18 protein-coding genes are annotated in these 19,417 nt (G+C 69.9%); 5 read left to right on the forward strand and 13 right to left on the reverse strand.

Features of this window, described 5'->3' with window-relative positions; all coding sequences use genetic code 11:
- Positions 1 to 124: 124 nt before the first annotated feature.
- Positions 125 to 1,819 (forward strand): methyl-accepting chemotaxis protein, encoded by a 1,695-nt coding sequence (locus ACFSNB_RS04015; protein WP_377314725.1) that lies wholly within the window; start codon positions 125 to 127, stop codon positions 1,817 to 1,819.
- Positions 1,820 to 2,202: 383 nt separating this feature from the next.
- On the opposite strand, the gene ACFSNB_RS04020 is transcribed toward ACFSNB_RS04015, so the two are convergent.
- Positions 2,203 to 3,741, reverse strand: a complete 1,539-nt coding sequence (locus ACFSNB_RS04020; RefSeq protein WP_377314726.1) for a vWA domain-containing protein — start codon at positions 3,739 to 3,741, stop codon at positions 2,203 to 2,205.
- A gap of 247 nt (positions 3,742 to 3,988) precedes the next feature.
- Between ACFSNB_RS04020 and rtcR the strand changes: the two genes are divergently transcribed.
- Positions 3,989 to 5,587, forward strand: a complete 1,599-nt coding sequence (gene rtcR, locus ACFSNB_RS04025) for an RNA repair transcriptional activator RtcR (protein ID WP_377314728.1) — start codon at positions 3,989 to 3,991, stop codon at positions 5,585 to 5,587.
- Positions 5,588 to 5,757: 170 nt separating this feature from the next.
- Here rtcR and ACFSNB_RS04030 read toward each other — a convergent pair whose 3' ends face one another.
- The 8 genes from ACFSNB_RS04030 to epmA form a co-directional block, all read right to left on the reverse strand.
- Positions 5,758 to 7,329 carry an alginate export family protein gene (locus ACFSNB_RS04030; RefSeq protein WP_377314730.1) on the reverse strand — a complete coding sequence of 524 codons (1,572 nt, stop codon included), beginning with the start codon at positions 7,327 to 7,329 and terminating at the stop codon, positions 5,758 to 5,760.
- A gap of 387 nt (positions 7,330 to 7,716) precedes the next feature.
- Complete coding sequence (mltG, locus tag ACFSNB_RS04035) at positions 7,717 to 8,685, reverse strand: endolytic transglycosylase MltG (protein ID WP_377314839.1); 969 nt, start codon at positions 8,683 to 8,685, stop codon at positions 7,717 to 7,719.
- Between the two features lie 97 nt (positions 8,686 to 8,782).
- The gene (gene fabF, locus ACFSNB_RS04040; RefSeq protein ID WP_377314732.1) at positions 8,783 to 10,042 is read right to left on the reverse strand and encodes a beta-ketoacyl-ACP synthase II; all 1,260 of its coding nucleotides are present in this window, start codon (positions 10,040 to 10,042) and stop codon (positions 8,783 to 8,785) included.
- 91 nt (positions 10,043 to 10,133) lie between these two features.
- Entirely contained in the window at positions 10,134 to 10,373 is a 240-nt protein-coding gene (locus tag ACFSNB_RS04045) for an acyl carrier protein (RefSeq protein ID WP_377314734.1), read from the reverse strand.
- A gap of 141 nt (positions 10,374 to 10,514) precedes the next feature.
- Positions 10,515 to 11,252, reverse strand: a complete 738-nt coding sequence (gene fabG / locus ACFSNB_RS04050) for a 3-oxoacyl-[acyl-carrier-protein] reductase (RefSeq protein WP_377314736.1) — start codon at positions 11,250 to 11,252, stop codon at positions 10,515 to 10,517.
- A gap of 36 nt (positions 11,253 to 11,288) precedes the next feature.
- Entirely contained in the window at positions 11,289 to 12,230 is a 942-nt protein-coding gene (gene fabD, locus ACFSNB_RS04055) for an ACP S-malonyltransferase (protein WP_377314737.1), read from the reverse strand.
- Positions 12,231 to 12,366: 136 nt separating this feature from the next.
- Positions 12,367 to 13,281, reverse strand: coding sequence for a bestrophin family protein (locus ACFSNB_RS04060; protein WP_377314739.1), 915 nt, complete (start codon positions 13,279 to 13,281; stop codon positions 12,367 to 12,369).
- A 92-nt stretch (positions 13,282 to 13,373) separates the two neighbouring features.
- Positions 13,374 to 14,456, reverse strand: a complete 1,083-nt coding sequence (gene epmA / locus ACFSNB_RS04065; RefSeq protein ID WP_377314741.1) for an EF-P lysine aminoacylase EpmA — start codon at positions 14,454 to 14,456, stop codon at positions 13,374 to 13,376.
- A 21-nt stretch (positions 14,457 to 14,477) separates the two neighbouring features.
- Between epmA and ACFSNB_RS04070 the strand changes: the two genes are divergently transcribed.
- The 3 genes from ACFSNB_RS04070 to ACFSNB_RS04080 all read left to right on the forward strand — a co-directional run bounded on the left by ACFSNB_RS04070 (position 14,478) and on the right by ACFSNB_RS04080 (position 16,345).
- Positions 14,478 to 15,527, forward strand: a complete 1,050-nt coding sequence (locus ACFSNB_RS04070) for a lysine-2,3-aminomutase-like protein (protein WP_377314743.1) — start codon at positions 14,478 to 14,480, stop codon at positions 15,525 to 15,527.
- A 114-nt stretch (positions 15,528 to 15,641) separates the two neighbouring features.
- On the forward strand, positions 15,642 to 15,857 hold the full coding sequence (locus ACFSNB_RS04075) for a hypothetical protein (protein WP_377314745.1): 216 nt from the start codon (positions 15,642 to 15,644) through the stop codon (positions 15,855 to 15,857).
- A complete protein-coding gene (locus ACFSNB_RS04080) occupies positions 15,854 to 16,345 on the forward strand; it encodes a hypothetical protein (protein WP_377314747.1) in 492 nt (163 codons plus the stop codon). The genes ACFSNB_RS04075 and ACFSNB_RS04080 overlap by 4 nt, the downstream gene beginning before the upstream one ends.
- A gap of 71 nt (positions 16,346 to 16,416) precedes the next feature.
- Here the strand turns inward: ACFSNB_RS04080 and ACFSNB_RS04085 are convergent, their stop codons facing one another.
- The 4 genes from ACFSNB_RS04085 to ACFSNB_RS04100 form a co-directional block, all read right to left on the reverse strand.
- Entirely contained in the window at positions 16,417 to 16,539 is a 123-nt protein-coding gene (locus tag ACFSNB_RS04085; protein WP_377314749.1) for a hypothetical protein, read from the reverse strand.
- A gap of 4 nt (positions 16,540 to 16,543) precedes the next feature.
- Positions 16,544 to 18,466 carry a ferrous iron transport protein B gene (feoB, locus tag ACFSNB_RS04090; RefSeq protein WP_377314751.1) on the reverse strand — a complete coding sequence of 641 codons (1,923 nt, stop codon included), beginning with the start codon at positions 18,464 to 18,466 and terminating at the stop codon, positions 16,544 to 16,546.
- On the reverse strand, positions 18,453 to 18,758 hold the full coding sequence (locus ACFSNB_RS04095; protein ID WP_377314753.1) for a FeoA family protein: 306 nt from the start codon (positions 18,756 to 18,758) through the stop codon (positions 18,453 to 18,455). The genes feoB and ACFSNB_RS04095 overlap by 14 nt, the downstream gene beginning before the upstream one ends.
- Positions 18,759 to 18,858: 100 nt before the next feature.
- Positions 18,859 to 19,299 carry an EamA family transporter gene (locus ACFSNB_RS04100; protein ID WP_377314755.1) on the reverse strand — a complete coding sequence of 147 codons (441 nt, stop codon included), beginning with the start codon at positions 19,297 to 19,299 and terminating at the stop codon, positions 18,859 to 18,861.
- Between the last annotated feature and the right edge of the window lie 118 nt (positions 19,300 to 19,417).

Raw genomic sequence — 19,417 nt, forward strand, 5'->3', positions numbered from 1 at the left:
TGAGAATAATAAAAAACCAGGATCTGCGGGATTTTGCTTACCCGGCCGCCCGCGATCGTTGCCGAAGCCGGCGCGGCAGCCTAGACTTCGTTACAATTGTTTCACGACGGGCGGCGGCAACGACATGATCGGCAACCTTCCCCTTTCCTGGAAACTCCTCTCCACCGTCGTCGGCGGGGTGCTGGGGTTCGGCGCGCTGACCGCGCTGGCGCTCGCCACGCAGTGGAACGGCATGGTCGAGGAACGGGCCGGCGCGCTGGGCCAGACCGCCGCGCTGGCCCGCGACGCCGCCGCCAGCCACCTCCAGGCGGCCGGACGCGGCGAGGTGGCCGAAACCGAGGCCAAGGCCCGCGCCCTGGCCCAGTTGCGCCAGGTGCGGGCCGGCGAGGCCAACAATTACATCTTCGTCCTGACCGACGACGGCACCATGCTGCTCAATCCCGGCTCGCCACAGCTGGAGGGGCGCTCGCTGCTCGACCGCACCGACGCGCGCGGGGTCGCCTTCATCCGCGACCTGATCGCCGGCGCCCGCCACGGCGGGGGCGTGGTGCGCTATCTGTTCCCCAAGCCGGGCCAGACCGAGCCGAGCGAAAAGATGACGGTGGCGGTGCGGCTGGAGCCGTGGGGCTGGACCGTCGGCACCGGGCTTTATCTCGACGATCTCGACCGGCGGTTCTGGACCTCGGCCGGCCAGCAGATCGTCGCCGCCCTGCTGCTGACCCTGATCTCGCTCGGCTGGGTGCTGCTGCTCGGCCGCCACATCTCGACCCCGCTGGTGCGGCTGTCCGAGGTCACCCGCCGCCTCGCCGGGGGCGATTACGAGGCCGACGCCGCCGGGGCGGTGCGGACCGGGCGCGGCGACGAGATCGGGGTGCTGGCCCAGTCGATCCAGGTGCTGCGCGACGAAGCGCGCGAGGCCGACCACCTGCGCCGCGACCAGGAGGAACAGCGCCGCGCCGCCGCCGCCGAACGGCGCCAGGGCGCGCTCAAGATGGCCGACCAGTTCGAGGGCAGCGTCCAGCAGGTGGCCCAGGTGATCGGCTCGACCGCCAGCCAGATGCAGCAGGCGGCCGAGCTGATGTCGCGCACGGTGTCCGACGTCGCCACCGCCGCCGACCGGGTGTCGGCCTCGGCCGGGCAGGCCAGCGACAACGCCACGGTGATGGTCTCGGCCGCCGACCAGTTGAGCGAATCGATCGCCGAGATCAGCCGGCAGGTGCGCCATTCCAACCAGATCTCGGCCGAGGCGGTGCAGTCGCAGAAGCGCACCGACGCCCTGGTCCAGGGCCTCGCCGCCGCCGTCGGCAAGATCGGCGAGGTCAGCGCCCTGATCACCGACATCGCCAACCAGACCAACCTGCTGGCCTTGAACGCGACGATCGAGGCGGCGCGGGCCGGCGAGGCCGGCAAGGGCTTCGCGGTGGTCGCCAACGAGGTCAAGCACCTCGCCAACCAGACCGCGCGCGCCACCGAGGAGATCGGCGCCCAGATCGCCACCGTCCAGGACGCCACCCGCGACGCCATCAGCGCGATCGACCAGATCGGCACCACCATCACCACCATCAACGAGGTGGCGGCGGCGATCGCCGGGGCGGTCGAACGCCAGCAGAGCGCCACCGGCGAGATCGCCCGCAACGCCCGCGACGCGGTCGAGGGCACAAGGGCGGTGGGCGACCATCTCGACGGGCTGCGCACCACCAACCACGCCGCCCAGGGCGCCGCCGGCGAGGTGCTCGCCGCCGCCCGCCAACTCGCCAGCGAGGCCCAGCGCCTCGACGGCGAGGTCCATGCCTTCCTGACCTCGGTGCGGGCCGGCTGAGCCCCCGGCGGGGCTGCCGCCCCGCGCCCCGCCGGGAGGCTGGCGCCTCCAGACCTCCGCTGTTTTTCAAAGTGATGTGGGCTCCCCGGGACGGAGGGCGCGGCGACGAGAGGGGGGAGGACGTCTCCGGCCGCAGCCGGGAAGGAGTCGAACCTTCTTGTCCCTGATGTAGTCCTCCCGGCATTCGCCGCGCCCCGCCGCCCCACCGGCTGACGCCGGCGGGAGGCCGTGGCGACGAGGGGGATGGGAACGTCCTTGAGCTACCACTCGGATGGGCGGATTCGAACCGCGTCTCCCGGGGGACCCGGGCGCTCTACGCTGGACATGCGGGGCTGGGCCCCTGATCGATGTATTCCCATCGGCATTCGCCACGGCCTGTTGCGTCACACCTCCATCCTGTCGATCTCCCCGACCCAATCGCGGCTTTCGCCCCGGGCGAAGCGCGCCATCGTCTCGAACACCGCGTCGGAGAAGCCTCCGACATTGAGGATGTCCGCCCCCGAGGCCGCCTGGGTCGAGCCGTGGGGCTGCAGATCAATGCAGACCAGCCGGAGCCCGGGGTTGCGCCGCTGGAGCCGGCGAAACGCCCGCATCGTCGCGGTGGCGCCGTCGGTGCGGGCATCGACCCAGGACTGGTTGTCCGAGACGATGACGATCAGATCGACCCGGGCCCGCTCCCGCTCAAGCTGGACCAGCGGGGCCGAGACGTTGGTGCCGCCGCCGCCGACCGCCGCCAGCCGGGCGGCATTGACCGCGATCCGCGCCGTAGCTTCGACCCGGACCGACACCACCCGATGTTCGAACGGCAGCACCCGCGCCTCCGGGTTCGAGCGCAGCAACGCCGAGGCGATCAGCGCCGCCACGTCGACGCAGCGCACCGCCGTCGTCGCCCCCCGGCGATGACCGGTCAACGGCGAGGACATCGAACCGGACACGTCGGGGCAGACCACGACCGCGCCCTCGATCCGCGGCACCACCGCCAGCGCGCGTTCCAGCACCGTTTCCAGCGCCGCCTGGACCCGCAACGGAACGCCGGCACCGACCGCCTTCAGCGCCATCATCATCTGATAGGGCTGCCCCAGCGCCCGATCCGCCGCCTCCAGCCGCGCCGCCACCGCTTCGGCCACCCCGGGCACCCGAAACGCGCCTTGGCGCGCCAGGGTGTTGAGGTTGAGACGCAGCGCCTGCGCCCCCATCCGGAGGGCGAGTTCCCCCCACTGGTCCGGCGTCAGCGCCTGTCCCACCAGCCAGGAGAACGGCACCGGCGGCAGCGCGCCGTCCCGTGTCGGCTTCCAGGCCTCGAAGGCGGCGATCGGCTCCGGCAGCGCCGCGACGTCGTAGGGACGGTCGAGCAGCCAGCCGTAGAACGCCCGCCGCTCGGGATCGGCCGGCCGGGGATGGACCATCCGCACGATGTCCTTCAGCGATGGCGCGGTGCCGGTGGCCGCCGCCATCAGATCCTCGATCGTGGCCTGCTCCAGCCAGTGCTGCACCAACCGCTTCGGCCGGGTGCCGAGCGAGCTGCGGCCAACCTGACCGGAGCGCAGGATCTGGACGTAGGTCCGCAGCATGCGCCCGCTGTCGATCACCCGATGGAACAGCCGCGCCGCCAGCACCGGATCGATTGTGGTGAGATAGGCGGCCAGCAGCGCCGGCATGTCCTTCATCGCGCCGAAGCGCCGGGCATAGACGGCCGCCTTGGCGACGAACAGCGGATCGACCGCGCGGGCCGCCGCCACCACATCGGCCAGTTGGGCCTCGGCGGTGCCATAGAACGTGTCGGCCAGGGTGCCGGTGGCGGCCAGGTGGGCCAGCCGGGCCTCGGGACCATAGGCATAGGCCGGAGCGCCCTCGGCGTTGCGGCTGTCGGCCCGGGGCAGCAGCCGCGCCAGTGCCGAAGCGAACAGACTTTTGTTGGCCATCCCGTCCTCCCTAGTCGCGGTGGGGCGCCCTGCCCTGTCCGGCCACCCCTGGTTGCCCCGCGCCGACGGCACCGCGTCGGCGTCTGTCGAGAAGCAAACCTCGTGCCAGCTGCCGCCGAGGCGAGGCCGATGCCGGCCTTACATCTGATACAAAACAACTATTTTTGACACCGCCGGGGAACGGAGCCGAACCGTCCGAGCCAGGCTCTTATCGTAAAAGATAATATCTTATCCTATCATCTCGAGCATGAAGCCAATCGTTGTCATCGGCCTGCTCGGCACGACCCTGGATTCCAGCAAGTTCGGACCTTCGCGCTGGCGCAAATGGCGCCCGACGGTCGGCCTGTGCCAGCACGAGGATTTGCCGATCGACCGCTTCGTCCTGCTGCATGGAGGCCAGCACGACCGCCTCGCCGATTACGTGGCGCGGGACATCGTCGCGGTCTCGCCCGCGACCAAAGTGGAGCAGTGCCGGCTCGATTTCACCGATCCCTGGGAGTTCGAGGAGGTCTACGGCAAGCTGCTCGATTTCGCGCGCGGCTACCCGTTCGATCCGGAGGCGGAGGATTATCTGATCCACATCACCACCGGCACCCATGTGGCCCAGATCTGCCTGTTTCTGCTGACCGAGGCCCGCTTCCTGCCCGGGCGGCTGCTGCAAACCTCGCCCAGCCACGACGGGAAGGCGAACCCCAAGGGTCAGTGGACCGCGATCGATCTCGACCTGTCGCGCTATGACGGCATCGCCACCCGCTTCGCCGCCGAGGCGAGCGAAAGCACCTCGTTCCTCAAATCCGGCATCGAGACCCGCGCCCCCGTCTTCAACCGCCTGATCGACGAAATCGAGCAGGTGGCGATCCGCTCCCGCGCCCCGCTGCTGCTGATGGGCCCGACCGGCGCCGGCAAAAGCCGGCTGGCCCGGCTTATCTACCAGCTGAAACGGCACAAGCATCAGGTGTCGGGGCCGTTCGTCGAGGTCAATTGCGCGACCTTGCGCGGCGACGGCGCGATGTCGGCCCTGTTCGGGCACCGCAAGGGCGCCTTCACCGGCGCGGCGGCCGACCGCCCCGGCCTGCTGCGCAGCGCCGACGGCGGCATGCTGTTCCTCGACGAGATCGGCGAACTGGGCCTCGACGAACAGGCGATGATCCTGCGGGCGATCGAAGACAAGCGCTTCCTGCCGGTCGGGGCCGACCGCGAGGTGGAATCGGCGTTCCAGTTGATCGCCGGCACCAACCGCGACCTGATGACGGCGGTCGCCGCCGGCCGGTTCCGCGAGGATCTGTTCGCCCGGCTCAATCTGTGGACCTTCGCGCTGCCGGGGCTGGCCGAGCGGCGCGAGGACATCGAGCCGAACATCGCCTACGAACTGGACGCCTTCGCCCGGGGCGAGGGCAGCCGCGTCACCTTCAATCAGGAGGCCCGGCAGGCCTATCTGGCCTTCGCCCTGTCGCCCCGGGCGCCCTGGCCGGGCAATTTCCGCGACCTCGGCGCTTCGCTCACCCGGATGGCGACGCTGGCCCCACGCGGACGGATCGACCTCGCCTGCGTCGAACGGGAAATCGCCCGGCTGAAGCATCTGTGGCGCGGCGCGGCGCCGGCACCGGCCAGCGACGGGCTCGACCGCCTGCTCGCCCCCGCCGCCCTGGCCGAAATCGACCCCTTCGACCGCATCCAGCTCGCCGAGGTAGTGCGGGTGTGCCACGACAGCCACTCGCTGTCCGAGGCCGGCCGCCGCCTGTTCGCCGTTTCGCTGGCCCGCCGCACCTCCGGCAACGACGCCGACCGGCTGCGCAAATATCTGGCGCGGTTCGGCCTCGACTGGCGCACCGTGTCGGCGCGCTGAGCGGGACACGGCCCCCCCGGAAAAAAAGGGGGGGCGCATGCCCGACCAGGGGGCCTTCCCCCCCCAATCCGTGCTGAACAAAAAAAACCGGCTGGAAGAACCTGTCTTCCAGCCGGAATGATCGGGGGGTATCCCGGCGGCGGCCGAAGCCGCCGCATGGTGTCAAAGACTTAGAACTTGACCACCAGCGAGGTCTCGCCGAGCCACCACAGCTCGTCCTTCGCGCCGAGGCCGGCGTTCTGGGTCTTCAGGTAATCGCGATAGCCACGGCCCGATTCCGCCACGGCGGCGGCAGCGGACAGCGACACGTTGTCGGTGATCGCCCATTCGGCGACCAGATCGAGTTCCCGAGCCAGGGAGTCCGAAGTCACCAGGGTCGAACCGGTGCTGTACTGGCTCTTCTCGTCGTAATTGTAGATGTAGGCCAACGCCGACAACTTCAGGTCATCGCGCGGATTGACCGAGAAGTTCAGCATGTGCACGTTGACGTTGCTGTTGGAGATGATGTAGTTGCCGACGATCTCGCCCATGAACCAGGTGCCGTAGCCACGGGTGACCGCGTTGTAGAAGAACGGATCGTAGGCGGTCTTGGTCTGGTTGTTCGGATCGGCGTCACCGCTGAAATGCGCGTAGCGATAGGACAGCTTCGGAGTCCAGGCCACGTTCGACAGCTGGTAGCCCGGCTCGATGTACCAGGCATTGGCGTCGACCTTCTTGCCGGCGCTGTCGTTGGATTCGTAAACGACGTTGCCGTACAGCGAGAAGTCCGGCACCGCCGAGAGGAAGTTGCCGCCCAGATGCGCCGAGATGACGTTCATGCCATCGCGGTTGGAGGTGATGGTGTTGGTGACGGTGTAGGCGTTGCCGGCCTGCCGGCCGAAGCCGCTGCCGTAGCTGAACTGACCGTCGCTCTTGGCGTTGATCACGTTGAAGTAGGTCAGGCCGACATACCACTTGCGGTCGGCAAAGGTGGTGGCGCCGTTACGCTCCGGCCCGCCCTCGACCTTGTCGGCATTCTCGAAGATCTCGAAATTGCCGCCGACCACCTGGGTCTTGGCCTGATCGAGATTGTACATCTTGTCCTGCGAGGTGTCGTTCTGCAGGTAGAAGATGTCGGCGCGGAACGGACCCTTCGACACCTTGGCGAGGCCGGTCTGGTTGAAGGCGGTGCGGGACTGGTTCCACCAGCCGCCACGCTGGCCGCCATTGGCGACGCCGCTGCTGATCAGGAAGCCGTCGCCGACGCGGAAGCTCTGACGGCCGCCCGACAGATCGAGGCCGTCTTCGTCGAGCAGGTCGCCGAACACCTTGCCCGACCGCCAGCCGGCATACAGGTTCTCGACGTCGAGCAGGACCGGATGGCCATAGGTGGTGGAAACAAGGCTGGCGTCGCCGTCACCGCCGGTGGCGGTCAACTGGGCGCTGACGTCGCCGTAGAAGCTGCCGAAGCTGCCGGTGTCATAGGACGCCTTCAGTTCCGGATGCAGGAACAGCTCGCTCCAGGACGGGCGGCCGGAAATGCGATGGGTGGGCGCCCCGGGCACGCTGTAGGTGCCGGCGCCGAACTGCGCGCCCGGCGAGGTGAGCAGCGAAACGCCGCCGGTGAAGGCGCCGTCGATCTTCAGGCCGTTCGCGTCATACAGCGAAACGTCGGCCAGAGCCGGAGCGGCGCCACAGCCGAGAACGGCGGACAGGATTGCCGCTGTGACCAGGGACCGGCCGCGGACATCGTGTCGAACCATGAGAGATACCCCCTAACTGAAACTGTCGAACCAATCCGGCGTTCAGCAAGGCACATGCCACCCGGGCACCGCCGAACTTCCCGGACTTGTCTGGCGACGGACCGGGAGGCCCTGCCGCTTTGCTGTGCAGCCCGACTCATACATGGTGGATTGTTGGGCAGGCAATCCCGAAGTGTGACGAAACCATGGCCGCGATACAAAACGAAGCGGACCGTTGCCGAAAGGCAACGCTTTCCCCCTCCGACAGGGAAAGGTTCTGCGACCTTTTCCCTATAAAGGGGTGTTTCGTGCCGCCAAGGGCCGGGGCCCCTTGGACCCCTTGCATCGAAGCTGGTCCAGGAGCCGCTGGCTCCTGGCGGGTGCGGGCAGCGCCCGCGCAAGCCCCGGTCAGCGCGCCCGGACGCGTTCGATCTGGCGCCAGCGGGCGACGTTGGCGTTGTGGTCGTCGAGGCTGCGGGCGAAGGCATGGCCGCCGCTGCCGTCGGCGACGAAATAGAGATCGTCGCCGGGCAGCGGGTGCAGCACCGCCTCGAGCGAGGCGCGGCCGGGATTGGCGATCGGGCCGGACGGCAGACCGTCGATCTGGTAGGTGTTCCAGGGATGGGCGCGGTCGAGGTCGGCCCGGGTCAGCGGCCGGTCGAGCACGCCGAGCCGGTCCGAGGCGCCATAGATCACCGTCGGATCCGATTGCAGCCGCATCCCCCGGGCGAGGCGGTTGTAGAACACCTGGGCGACGTGCGGCCGCTCGGCCGGCAGCGCGGTCTCGCGCTCGACGATCGAGGCCAGGATCAACGCCTCCTGCGGGCTCTTCAGCGGCACGGCGGGATCGCGCCCGGCCCACAGCCCGTCGAGGGTGCGCTTCATCGCCTTTTCCATCCGCGCCAGAACCTCGTCGCGCGGCTCGTCGCGCAGCATGTGCCAGGTTTCCGGCATCAGCGAGCCCTCGGCCGGCTGGCGGGTGATCGGGCCGGCGAGGAAATCGGCCTCCTCGACCAGGTCCAGCACCTGCCGCACCGTCAGCCCCTCGGCCACCGTCAGCTTGTGCACCACCACCCGCCCCTCGACGATCTGGCGCAGCGCCTCCTCGGGCGAGACATGGGCGGGAAAGGCGTATTCGCCGGCGCGCAGGTTGGCCCGGCGCAGCTTGGCCCCGATCAGGAACACCAGCCGGTCGGCGATCACCCCCTGCTGTTCGAGCTGGGCGGCGATCGCCTCGCTGCCGGCCCCCTTGGGCAGGATCACCGTCACCGGGGCCGGGGCCGGGCCGGGCGAGACGAAGGCGACATGGCCGCGCCACGCCAGCCCGCCGCCGGCCACCGCCAGCAGCAGCACGAAAACCAGCAGAGAGAGCAGAATCGAACGCCGGGTCACTTTGTTTTCCCCTGCCGACGTGACGAAGGCTCCCGCCGGGGGCGGGAGCCTTCCACAACACCTGTTCCGGGGCGACGCGACGTCAGGGCGCGGCGCGGAACACCAGCGAGGCGTTGGTGCCCCCGAACCCGAACGAGTTCGACAGCACCACCTTGACCGGCCGTTCCTTGGCGGCGAGCGGCACCAGATCGACGCCGTCACAGCCCTCGGCCGGATTGTGCAGGTTGAGGGTCGGCGGCACCACCTGATCGCGCAGCGCCAGCAGCGAGAAGATCGCCTCGGCCGCGCCGGCCGCGCCGAGCAGATGGCCGATCGCCGACTTGGTCGAGGACATGCTGAGCCGGGCGGCGTGATCGCCGAACACCCGCTTGACCGCGCCGAGTTCGATGGTGTCGCCCATCGTCGCGGTGCCGTGGGCGTTGATGTAGTCGATCGCCTCGAGCGGCAGGCCGGTGCGCTTCAGCGCGGCCTTCATCGCCCGCACCGCGCCGTTGCCGTCCTCGGCCGGAGCGGTGATGTGATAGGCGTCGCCCGACATGCCGTAGCCGATCAGTTCGCCATAGATCTTGGCGCCGCGCTTCTTGGCGTGTTCGAGTTCCTCGAGCACGACGATGCCGGCGCCCTCGCCCATCACGAAGCCGTCGCGGTCGCGGTCCCACGGACGGGAGGCCTCGGTCGGGCGGTCGTTGTAGGAGGTGCACAGCGCCTTGGCGGCGGCGAAGCCGGCGATGCCCAGGCGGCTGACGGCGGCCTCGGCGCCGCCGGCGACCATCACGTCGGCATCGTCGAGGGCGATCAGGCGGGCGGCGTCACCGATGGCGTGGGCGCCGGTGGCGCAGGCCGTCACCACCGCGTGATTCGGACCCTTGAAGCCGTAACGGATCGAAACGTGGCCGGAGACCAGATTGATCAGGGCGGCGGGAATGAAGAAGGGGCTGATCCGGCGCGGGCCGGACTTTTCGAGCGTCAGCGCCCCGTCGGCGATGTTGGGCAGGCCGCCGATGCCGGAGCCGATCATCACCCCGGTGCGTTCGCGGGATTCATCGTCGGGCGGAACCCAACCGGAATCCGCGACCGCCTCGGCGGTGGCGGCGAGGCCGTAGACGATGAAATCGTCCATGCGGCGGCGATCCTTGGCCGGAGCCACGGAATCGAGATCGAGTTGGCCCGGATCGGTGCCGCGCGGCACCACACCGGCAATCTGGGCAGGCAGATCGGAGACATCGAAGCTCTCGATCCGACGAATGCCGGACTGGGCGGCCAGCAGCCGCTCCCAAGTGGTCTGGACTCCGTTGCCCAGCGGAGTGGTCAGGCCGATGCCGGTGACGACGACACGTCTCATGAAAACCCTGGCTTTCCGAAAGTCGCGGGAAAAAGGAATACGGGGGCGCCGCCCTCCCCTCCGAGAGCGGCGGCCGGCGCCCGGCTTCCCCTTACGCGGACTGCTGCTTGGTGATGAAGTCGATCGCGTCCTTGACGGTCAGGATCTTCTCGGCGGCATCGTCCGGAATCTCGACCGAGAACTCTTCTTCGAACGCCATCACCAGCTCGACGGTGTCCAGGCTGTCGGCGCCCAGGTCGTCGATGAAGCTGGCGTTCTCGGTCACCTTGGCTTCCTCGACGCCCAGATGCTCGACGACAATCTTCTTAACCCGTTCGGCCACGTCACTCATGTGTGATCCCTCAAAAAGTCATGTTCCGATGGAAAAACCGTCTTATGCGCCTGGGCGGCGCAGCCCCCTGTCAGGCGAAAAGTGCCGTTTCGTAGCACACTTTTCCCCCCTTGACCAGCCTCGCCGCCCGGGTCGGCCGGCTCAGATCATCGCCATCCCGCCATTGACATGGAGGGTCTGGCCGGTGACGTAGCCGGCCTCGGCCGAGGCCAGATAGACCGCCGCGGCGGCGATCTCGCCGACCTCGCCCATCCGCCCGAGCGGAATGCCGGCCAGCAGCTTGGCCTTCTGCTCGTCGTTGAGGGCATCGGTCATCGCCGAGGTGATGAAGCCCGGGGCGATGCAGTTGACGGTGATGCCGCGGCTGGCCACTTCCTGGGCCAGCGCCTTGCTCATCCCGATCAGGCCGGCCTTGGAGGCGGCGTAATTGACCTGGCCCGGATTGCCGGTGACGCCGACGATCGAGGTGATGTTGATGATGCGGCCGAAGCGGCGCTTCATCTGCCCCTTGACCACCGCGCGACACAGGCGGAAGGCGGCGGTCAGGTTGACGTCGAGCACCGTCTGCCAGTCCTCGTCCTTCATCCGCAGCACCAGCCCGTCGCGGGTCAGCCCGGCATTGTTGACCAGGATGTCGAGCGAGCCCAGCGTCGCCTCGGCCTGCTTGGCCAGCGCCTCGACCGCCGCCGGGTCGGACAGGTTGGCCGGCAGGACATGGACCCGCTCGCCCAGTTCGGCCGCCAGGGTGTCGAGCGCCTCGCGCCTTGTGCCGTGCAGGCCGACCACCGCCCCCTGGGCGTGCAGGGCGCGGGCGATCGCCCCGCCGATGCCGCCCGAGGCGCCGGTGACCAGCGCGGTCTTGCCGTTGAGATCGAACATGGATTCCCCCCTACGTTGGTTGTCTGCCCGCCGGGATCACAGCCCGGCGAGGAACGCCTCGACCTCGGCCGGGGTGCCGACCGCGCTGCCCGACAGGCTCTTGTCGATCCGCCGCGCCAGCCCGCTCAGCACCTTGCCCGAGCCCAGCTCGACCAGGGTGGTGATTCCGGCGTCGCGCATCGTCAGCACGCATTCGCGCCAGCGCACCGTGCCGGTGACCTGCCGCACCAGCAGGTCGCGGATCTCGGCCGGATCGGTCACCGGGGCGGCGGTGACGTTGGCGACCACCGGCACCTTCGGCGCGTTCATCGTCACGCCCGCCAGCGCCTCGGCCATCGCCTCGGCCGCCGGCTGCATCAGGGCGCAATGGAACGGGGCGGACACCGGCAGCGGCACCGCGCGCTTGACGCCGCGCTCGCCGGCGATCTTCATCGCCCGCTCGACCGCGCCCTTGTGACCCGACACCACCACCTGGGCGCCGCCATTGTCGTTGGCCGCCTCGCACACCTCGCCCTCGGCGGCGGCCGCGGCGATCTCGCGCGCGGCGTCGAGTTCGACCCCGATCAGCGCCGCCATCGCGCCGATTCCGACCGGCACCGCCTTCTGCATCGCCCGGCCACGGATCTTCAGCAGCCGCGCCGCGTCGGCGACCGAGAAGGTGCCGGCGGCGGCCAGCGCCGAATATTCCCCGAGCGAATGGCCGGCGACGAAGCGCGCGGCCTGGGCCAGATCGACCCCGCCCTCGCGCTCCAGCACCCGCACCACCGCCAGCGACACCGCCATCAGCGCCGGCTGGGCGTTCTCGGTCAGGGTCAGTTCGTCCTCGGGGCCCTCGGCCATCAGCAGCGACAGCTTCTGCGACAGCGCGTCATCGACCTCCTGGAACAGCTCGCGGGCGACCGGAAAGGCCTCGGCCAGTTCGCGGCCCATCCCCACCGCCTGCGACCCCTGGCCCGGAAAAACGAATGCGCGCGTCATCTCTGGTGCTCCTTCCCCCGCGAAAACCGGTGGGCGAAGGAAAGGGAAAGGGCCCGGCGCTGTCAAGGAAGGAAAAACAGGCGCGGGCGCCGCCCGCACCCGCCAGGGGCCGGAAGGCCCCTGGACCCCGGTCCCTTTACATCAGGCAGGACTCGACCGGGGCCAAGGGCGGCGGCAGGTCGGTCTCGCCCAGGGCGTCGCGCAGGTCGATCTCGATCCGCCGGCAGATCGCCTCCAGCGGCAGATGGTTGGGCAGCAGGCCGAACGGGTTCTCGATCTCGTCGGCGATCGTGTCGAGGCCGAAGAAGGTATAGGAGATCAGCCCGACCACCAGCGGCGTGGTGTAGCCGATGCTGTCGATCAGCCCAAACGGCAGCAGCAGGCAATACAGATGCGCGGTGCGGTGCAGCAGCAGGGTATAGGAAAACGGCAGCGGCGTGCCCTTGATCCGCTCGCAGCCGGCCTGGACCCGGGCCAGGGCGGTCAGGGCGTCCTCGATCCGGGCGCATTGGATCGGCTCGATCCGCCGCGCCGCCGAAGCCTCGGCCAGATCGCGGCTGATCGCCCGCAGCAGCGCATCGGTCCGGTTGGCCGAGTCGGCCAGCATCACCTGATCGGCCGGAGAGAGGAAGGCGGCGCTGTCCTGATCCGGCGTCTCGCGCAGGGCGTGGCGCAGCAGATGGGCGAAGGCGATCAGCCGCCGCACCTGCACCGCCGCCAGCACCGGATCGGCCCGGCCGAGATGGGCCAGGATCAGCCGGGCCAGCGAACGGCACTGAATGGTCAGGTCGCCCCAGTGGCGCCGGCCTTCCCACCAGCGGTCATAGGTCGCGCTGTTGCGGAAGCCGAGGAAGATCGCCAGCGCCAGCCCGATCAGGCTGAACGGGATCGGAGTCAGCGTCACCTTGATCTCGAACACCCGTCCATGGACCAGGGTGACGATGGTGGCGATGGTGACGGTGGTCAGCACCTCCCACTTGATGCGGTGCAGGATCGAGCCGCGCACCGCGAAGAACAGCCGCCAGCCGGGCGGACGGTCGCGAATGATCATCGGGGGGACACTCCGGGCCGGGGGGAAACAACGCCCGTCCGAGATGTAGCCCGCCCGGCCCGGGGTGGGAAGCCCCCACCCCGGATTTTTCGTCAGACGGTCGGCGGCGCCGGGCCATCGACCGGGGCCCACAGCACCTGATCGATCCGCTCCGCCCCGGTCAACAGCATCACCAGCCGGTCGAAGCCAAGGGCGATCCCGGCCGAATCCGGCAGGCCGAATGCCAGCGCGGCGAGGAAATCCTCGTCGAGCGGCGGCGCGGCGCCATACAATTCGGTCGCCAGCGCCCGATCCTCGCCGAAGCGGCGGCGCTGCTCGACCGGATCGATCAGTTCACCGAAGGCGTTGGCGAGTTCGAGCCCGAGGGCATAGACCTCGAAACGCTGGGCGACGCGGGGGTCGTCCGGGTCGGGCCGGGCCAGCGCCGCCATCGCCAGCGGCCAGGAATGGAGGATGGTCGGCCGGTCGAAACCGAGATGGGGTTCGATCCGGTCGAACATGATGCGGAAGACGATGTCGTCCCAGCGGTCGGACGGGCTGACCGAGACTCCGATCCGCGCCGCCTCGGCCGCGATCAGGGCGCGCTCGGGCCGCAACGGGTCGGGCGCGGTGGCGAGCAGGTCGATCCCGGCATAGGTGGCGAAGGCCTCGGCCACCGACAGCCGTTGCCAGGGCAGGAACGGATCGCAGACCAGCCCGCCCCGCCGCAATTGCTCGACCCCGACCGCCTCGGCGCAGGTCCGCACCAGTGCCTCGGTGTCGGCCATCAGCGCCTCGATCCCGGCCCCGGCGCGATACCATTCGACCATGGTGAATTCGGGGGCGTGGGTGGCGGACCGCTCGGCGTTGCGGAACACCCGCGCCATCTGCCAGATCCGCTCCATCCCGCCGGCCAGCAGCTTCTTCATCGCGAATTCGGGGCTGGTATGCAGACAGAGCGGCCGGTCCGGCCCGCCATAAGGGTCGGTCAGCGCGGTGGCGAACCATTTGAGATGCGGCTCCATCCCCGGCGAGACCTGGAGACAGGGGGTTTCGACCTCGACGAAATCGCGCAGGGCGAAGAAGCCGCGCAGCGCCGCCACCGCCTGCCCCCGGGCGCGCAGGAAGCCCCGCCGCGCCGCCAGTTGGTCCGGGTGCCACCAGGGTTGCCCCAGCCGATCCTTGCCTGTGCCCATCTTTTCCCCTATGCCGTTGCGATGTCCGAACCGCACCCCCCGATGCGCCGCCCGGCCGAGCTGGTCGCGGCCGGCCTGCTGGCCGCCGCCGATCTGCCCGGGGCCGAGGCGGCGGCGGCGCCGTTTCCGCTGCTGCTGCCGGCCGGGCTGGCGGCGCTGATCGATCCCGCCGATCCCGCCGACCCGATCGCCCGTCAGTTCGTCCCCCGCGCCGAGGAAGCCGACCTGCGCCCGGAGGACCGCGCCGACCCGATCGGCGACGCAGCCTACAGCCCGCTGCCGGGGCTCGTCCACCGCTACCCCGACCGGGTGCTGCTGACCCCGACCCTGGCCTGCGCCGCCCATTGCCGCTTCTGTTTCCGCCGGGTCCGGGTCGGCGCCGGCCCGGTGCGGATGAGCCCGGCCGAACTCGACGCCGCGCTCGACTACGTCGCCGCCCATCCCGAACTGCGCGAGGTGGTGCTGACCGGCGGCGACCCGCTGACCCTCGGCGCCGACGCCCTGGCCGCCCTGCTCGGCCGCCTCGCCGCCCTGCCCCAACTCGAGCTGATCCGGATCCACACCCGCCTGCCGGTGGCGGCGCCCGAGCGGCTTACCCCGGCACTGGTCGCCGCGCTGACCCCGCCCGATGGCGCCGACCTCGCGGTGTGGGTGGCGGTCCATGTCAACCATCCGCGCGAACTGAGCCCGGCGACCGACGCCGCGCTGGCCCGCCTCACCGAAGCCGGCCTGCCGCTGCTGGCCCAGACCGTGCTGCTGAAGGGGGTCAACGACCAGACGGAGACGCTGGAAACCCTGTTCCGCGCCCTGGTGCGGCGGCGGGTGCGACCCTATTACCTGCACCATCCCGACCTCGCCCCCGGCACCGCCCATTTCCGCCCGACCCTGGCCGAGGGCCGCGCCCTGATGCGGGCGCTGCGCGGCCGGATCAGCGGCTTCGCCTTGCCGACCTACGTGCTCGACATCCCGGGCGGCTACGGCAAGGTCCCGGTCGGGCCGGATTACTGGGACGAGCAGACGCGCGAGGTCACCGACCGGCACGGCCGCCGCCATCCCCGACCGCAGGGATAGGCTGGAGGCGGCCCCTCCCAACCCTTATAAGATCACGCCCCGAAGAAATGCGCCGATTGCGCATCCTGCCGTGATGGGCTATCTGGACCACCGCTCTTTACGACAGCCTGTCGGGTGACCATCTTGTTGCAGGACGTTGATCCGTGGGTGGTCGTGTATCTGGTGCTGTTCGGCACCGCCGTCCTGCTGGTCCTTTTTATCGCCGCGATGGATGATGTACGCTACCGGCGGAAACGGGACGAGGCGCTTGGACGGCAACGGGCCACCGAAAACGCGCTGTTCCCGATCGTCAGAGCCTTGATCAGAGCATTGTTGGGAGGCGGATCATGATCGAGGAAATCCTCGTCGGCACGACCGCCAGCCTGCTGGTCGGGTTGATCGGCTGGCGGACCAGACGCTTGCATGCCCTCCAGGAACAACTTGAATTCGTGCGGCAATTCGCCGACGCGCGCCGCGCCCTGGAGGATGACCCGACCGTCCCCGAGGCGGTGAAGAAGTTTCTGCGCTTCTCGGCCCGGATCATCGACAGCCCCAAGACGGCGCAATACGTCTTCTCGACCGAGCCGCCGACGCCGTCGGCACGGCGCGCCCCGGTCCTGCAAGCGATACGAGCGATGACTCCGCTACAGCAGGAACGGTTTCGGGCGGCGACACGTTGCCTGCTGATGGCCCTGTCCTATTACGACGGCAAAAGCGGCGCCAAGCTGCGCGCCGCGCTGTCCGGCGCCAGAAGCGAGAAGGCGATCCGGGTCGAGATGGCGAAGATCGTCACGCTTGAGCCGCTCGACGCCCCCGGCCTGCTGGGCATCCCGGCCTGACCGATCCGCCCACGACCCGTGCCGGGTTCCAAGGGCCCCCGGCCCTTGGCGGGTGCGGGCAGAGCCCGCTCTTACTTGCCGCCGCAGCGACCGCAGCCGGGGCAGGCGCGGCGGCGGCCCCGGGCCAGTACCCGCCAGCCGAGCCACAGCCCGGCGGCGGCGACCACGGCACCGGCCAACAGGGTCTGGAGCATCGCCTCAGCCTCCCAGCAGCAGGGTGGCGGCGCGGAAGGTGACGAACGACGCCGCGTAGGCGAGGCTGATCAGCCCGGCGAACATCGCCACCGGCCACCACACCGAATTCAGCTCCCGCCGCACCACGCCGAGGGTGGCGATGCATTGCGGCGCGAACACGTACCACATCAGGAACGACAAGGCGGTGGGCAGGCCCCAGGACTGGGCCAGCACCCCGGCCAGCGAGGCGCGCAGCCCCTCGCCGCCGCCGCTGTCGCTGAGGGCGTAGATGGTGCCGAGCACGCCGACCGCGACCTCGCGCGCCGCCATGCCGGGGACCAGGGCCACCGCGATCTGCCAGGTGAAGCCGATCGGGGCCAGCAGCGGTTCGAGGGCATGGCCGATCATCCCGGCGATCGAATAATGAATCGCCGGCATCGTCGCGCCGTCGGGGGCGGCGGGGAAGCTCGCCAGCGCCCACACCACCACCATCAGGGCGAAGATGGTGGTGCCGGCGCGGGTGAGGAAGGCGCGGCCACGCTCGTAGAGCCCGAGCAGGACGTTGCGCGGGCGCGGCCAGCGATAGGCCGGCAGTTCCATCAGCAGCGGCTCGCGCGCGCCGGTCAGCACGGTATGCTTGAGAACGAAGGCGATCAGCAGGCCGGACAGGATGCCGACGGCGTAGAGGGCGAACAGCACCAGCCCGGGCAGGCCGACCCAGCCGCCCAGCACGGCGCGGTGCGGCACGAAGGCGGCGATGATCAGGGTATAGACCGGCAGCCGGGCCGAACAGGTCATCAGCGGCGCGATCATGATGGTGGCGATGCGGTCGGTGCGGTTCTCGATGGTGCGGGCGGCCATGATCCCCGGCACCGCGCAGGCGAAGCTCGACAGCAGCGGGATGAAGGCGCGGCCATGCAGCCCGACGCCGCCCATCATCTTGTCGAGCAGAAAGGCAGCGCGGGCCATGTAGCCCGAATCCTCCAGGATCTGGATGAACAGGAACAGCACCAGGATCTGGGGCAGGAAGATCACCACGCTGCCGACGCCGCCGATCACCCCGTCGGTCAGCAGGCTGCGCAACGGGCCATCGGCGAGGCCGGCCTCGATCGCCCCCTTCAGCAGCGACAGCAGGGCGTCGATCCCCTCCATCGGCAGCCGCGCCCAGGAGAACACCGCCTGGAACATCACGAACAGCAGGGCCAGCAGGATCGGCAACCCGGCGGCGGGATGGAGCAGGATCCGGTCGATCCGGCGGGTGGCGGCGTGCGCCCCGGGCGGGCGGGCGACCGAGCGGGCCAGGATCGCCTCGACCTCGCGGTGATAGTCGCGCAGATCGTGGGCGCTGGGCTCGCTCCAGCCGCAGCGCGACGGGGTGGGCGCCAGGCCCTCGGCCTCGGCGAGGCGCAGGGTGCGGTCGAGCTGGGCCAGCAGCGGGGTGATGCCGTCCTTGCGGATCGCCACCGTCGGCACCACCGGCAGGCCGAGCGCGGCCGACAGTTCGGCGGCATCGACGGCGATGCCCTGCTGCTCGGCCTCGTCGATCATGTTGAGGGCCAGCACCACCGGCAAACCGAGCTTCTTGATCTCCAGCACCAGCCGCAGGGTCAGTTGCAGCCGGGTGGCGTCGGCGACGCAGACGATGGCGTCGGGGATCTCGGCGTCGCCGCGCCGGCCCAGCACCACGTCGCGGGTCACCGCCTCGTCGGGCGAGCGGGCCCGCAGCGAATAGGTGCCGGGCAGATCGATCACCGTGACGCGGGTGCCGGCGGGGCTGACGAACATCCCCTCCTTGCGCTCGACGGTGACGCCGGCATAGTTGGCGACCTTCTGCCGCGCCCCGGTCAGGGCGTTGAACAAGGCGGTCTTGCCGCAATTGGGATTGCCGACCAGCGCGATGCTGGGGGCGGCGTCGCGGCGCGGGCCGGCGCCGTCAGCGTCGGGCATCGGCCGGATTCTCCAGACAGCGGACCCGCACCGCGTTGGCCTCGGACCGGCGCAGGGCGATGGTGTGGTCGCCGACCCGCACCGCGATCGGGTCGCGGCGGGGGAAGCCCTCGTGCAGCACCTCGATCCGCGCCCCTTCGACCAGCCCCATCTCGATCAGCCGGCGTTCGAGTTCGCCCGCGCCGAGGGCGATGGCGGCGGCGGCCTCGTCGAGGGCGATGATCTCCGCCGCCGCTCCCTTGCCCAACACCGCCAGCGAGACGTCCGTCGCCCCGATCCGTTGTCCGTTCATTCGTTTCATCCTCGCGCCCGCCTGCGGCCAAGAGAAAGCTTCTGCGCCGCATTCGCAATAAGTGTCAACTCCTTTTCGCCGCCAGGGCGAAAGGATCCCGTCAGGACCGTGCCTGTCCGAGCGAGAACAGCACCACCGACACCAGCGCCGCCGCCACCGCGCCGAGGTGCCAGGGGGTGACCGGCTCGCGCAGGATCAGCAGGCCGACCCCGACCGTGGTGGTGAGAATCGACAGCACGGCATACAACGCATATGGGGTGGCGCCGAACCGGCTGTAGAGCAGGTTGAAGCCGAGATAGGTCAGAAACAGCCCGAATCCGCCGATCAGCACCGCCGGCCCGTCATCGCGCCACACCGCCAGCGGGTCGAACCGGCCGAGCAGCGGCGCGGCGGCCAGCGCCAGCAGCGTCGCGACCAGGGCGCTGGCGGCGACGAACAGCAGGCCGTTGCCGCTGCCGGCCGAGGCCTTCTGGCCATAGGCGAACAGGGCGTTGCCGAGTGCTGCGATCAGCGCGAACAGAATCGGAAGGGTGGCGGACATGGCCGGTCTCATCGTCGGCCCCGGGGGGAGGGAACCACCCTCATGGTGCGACGCGGCGCGGCCGGCGAGTACCGCCATCGCGGCATGGCTCGCCTGCGCTGGCCGGCGCAAGAGGCCG

The organism is Phaeospirillum tilakii (genome assembly GCF_042683125.1).
GTDB classification, from domain to species: Bacteria; Pseudomonadota; Alphaproteobacteria; order Rhodospirillales; family Magnetospirillaceae; genus Phaeospirillum; species Phaeospirillum tilakii.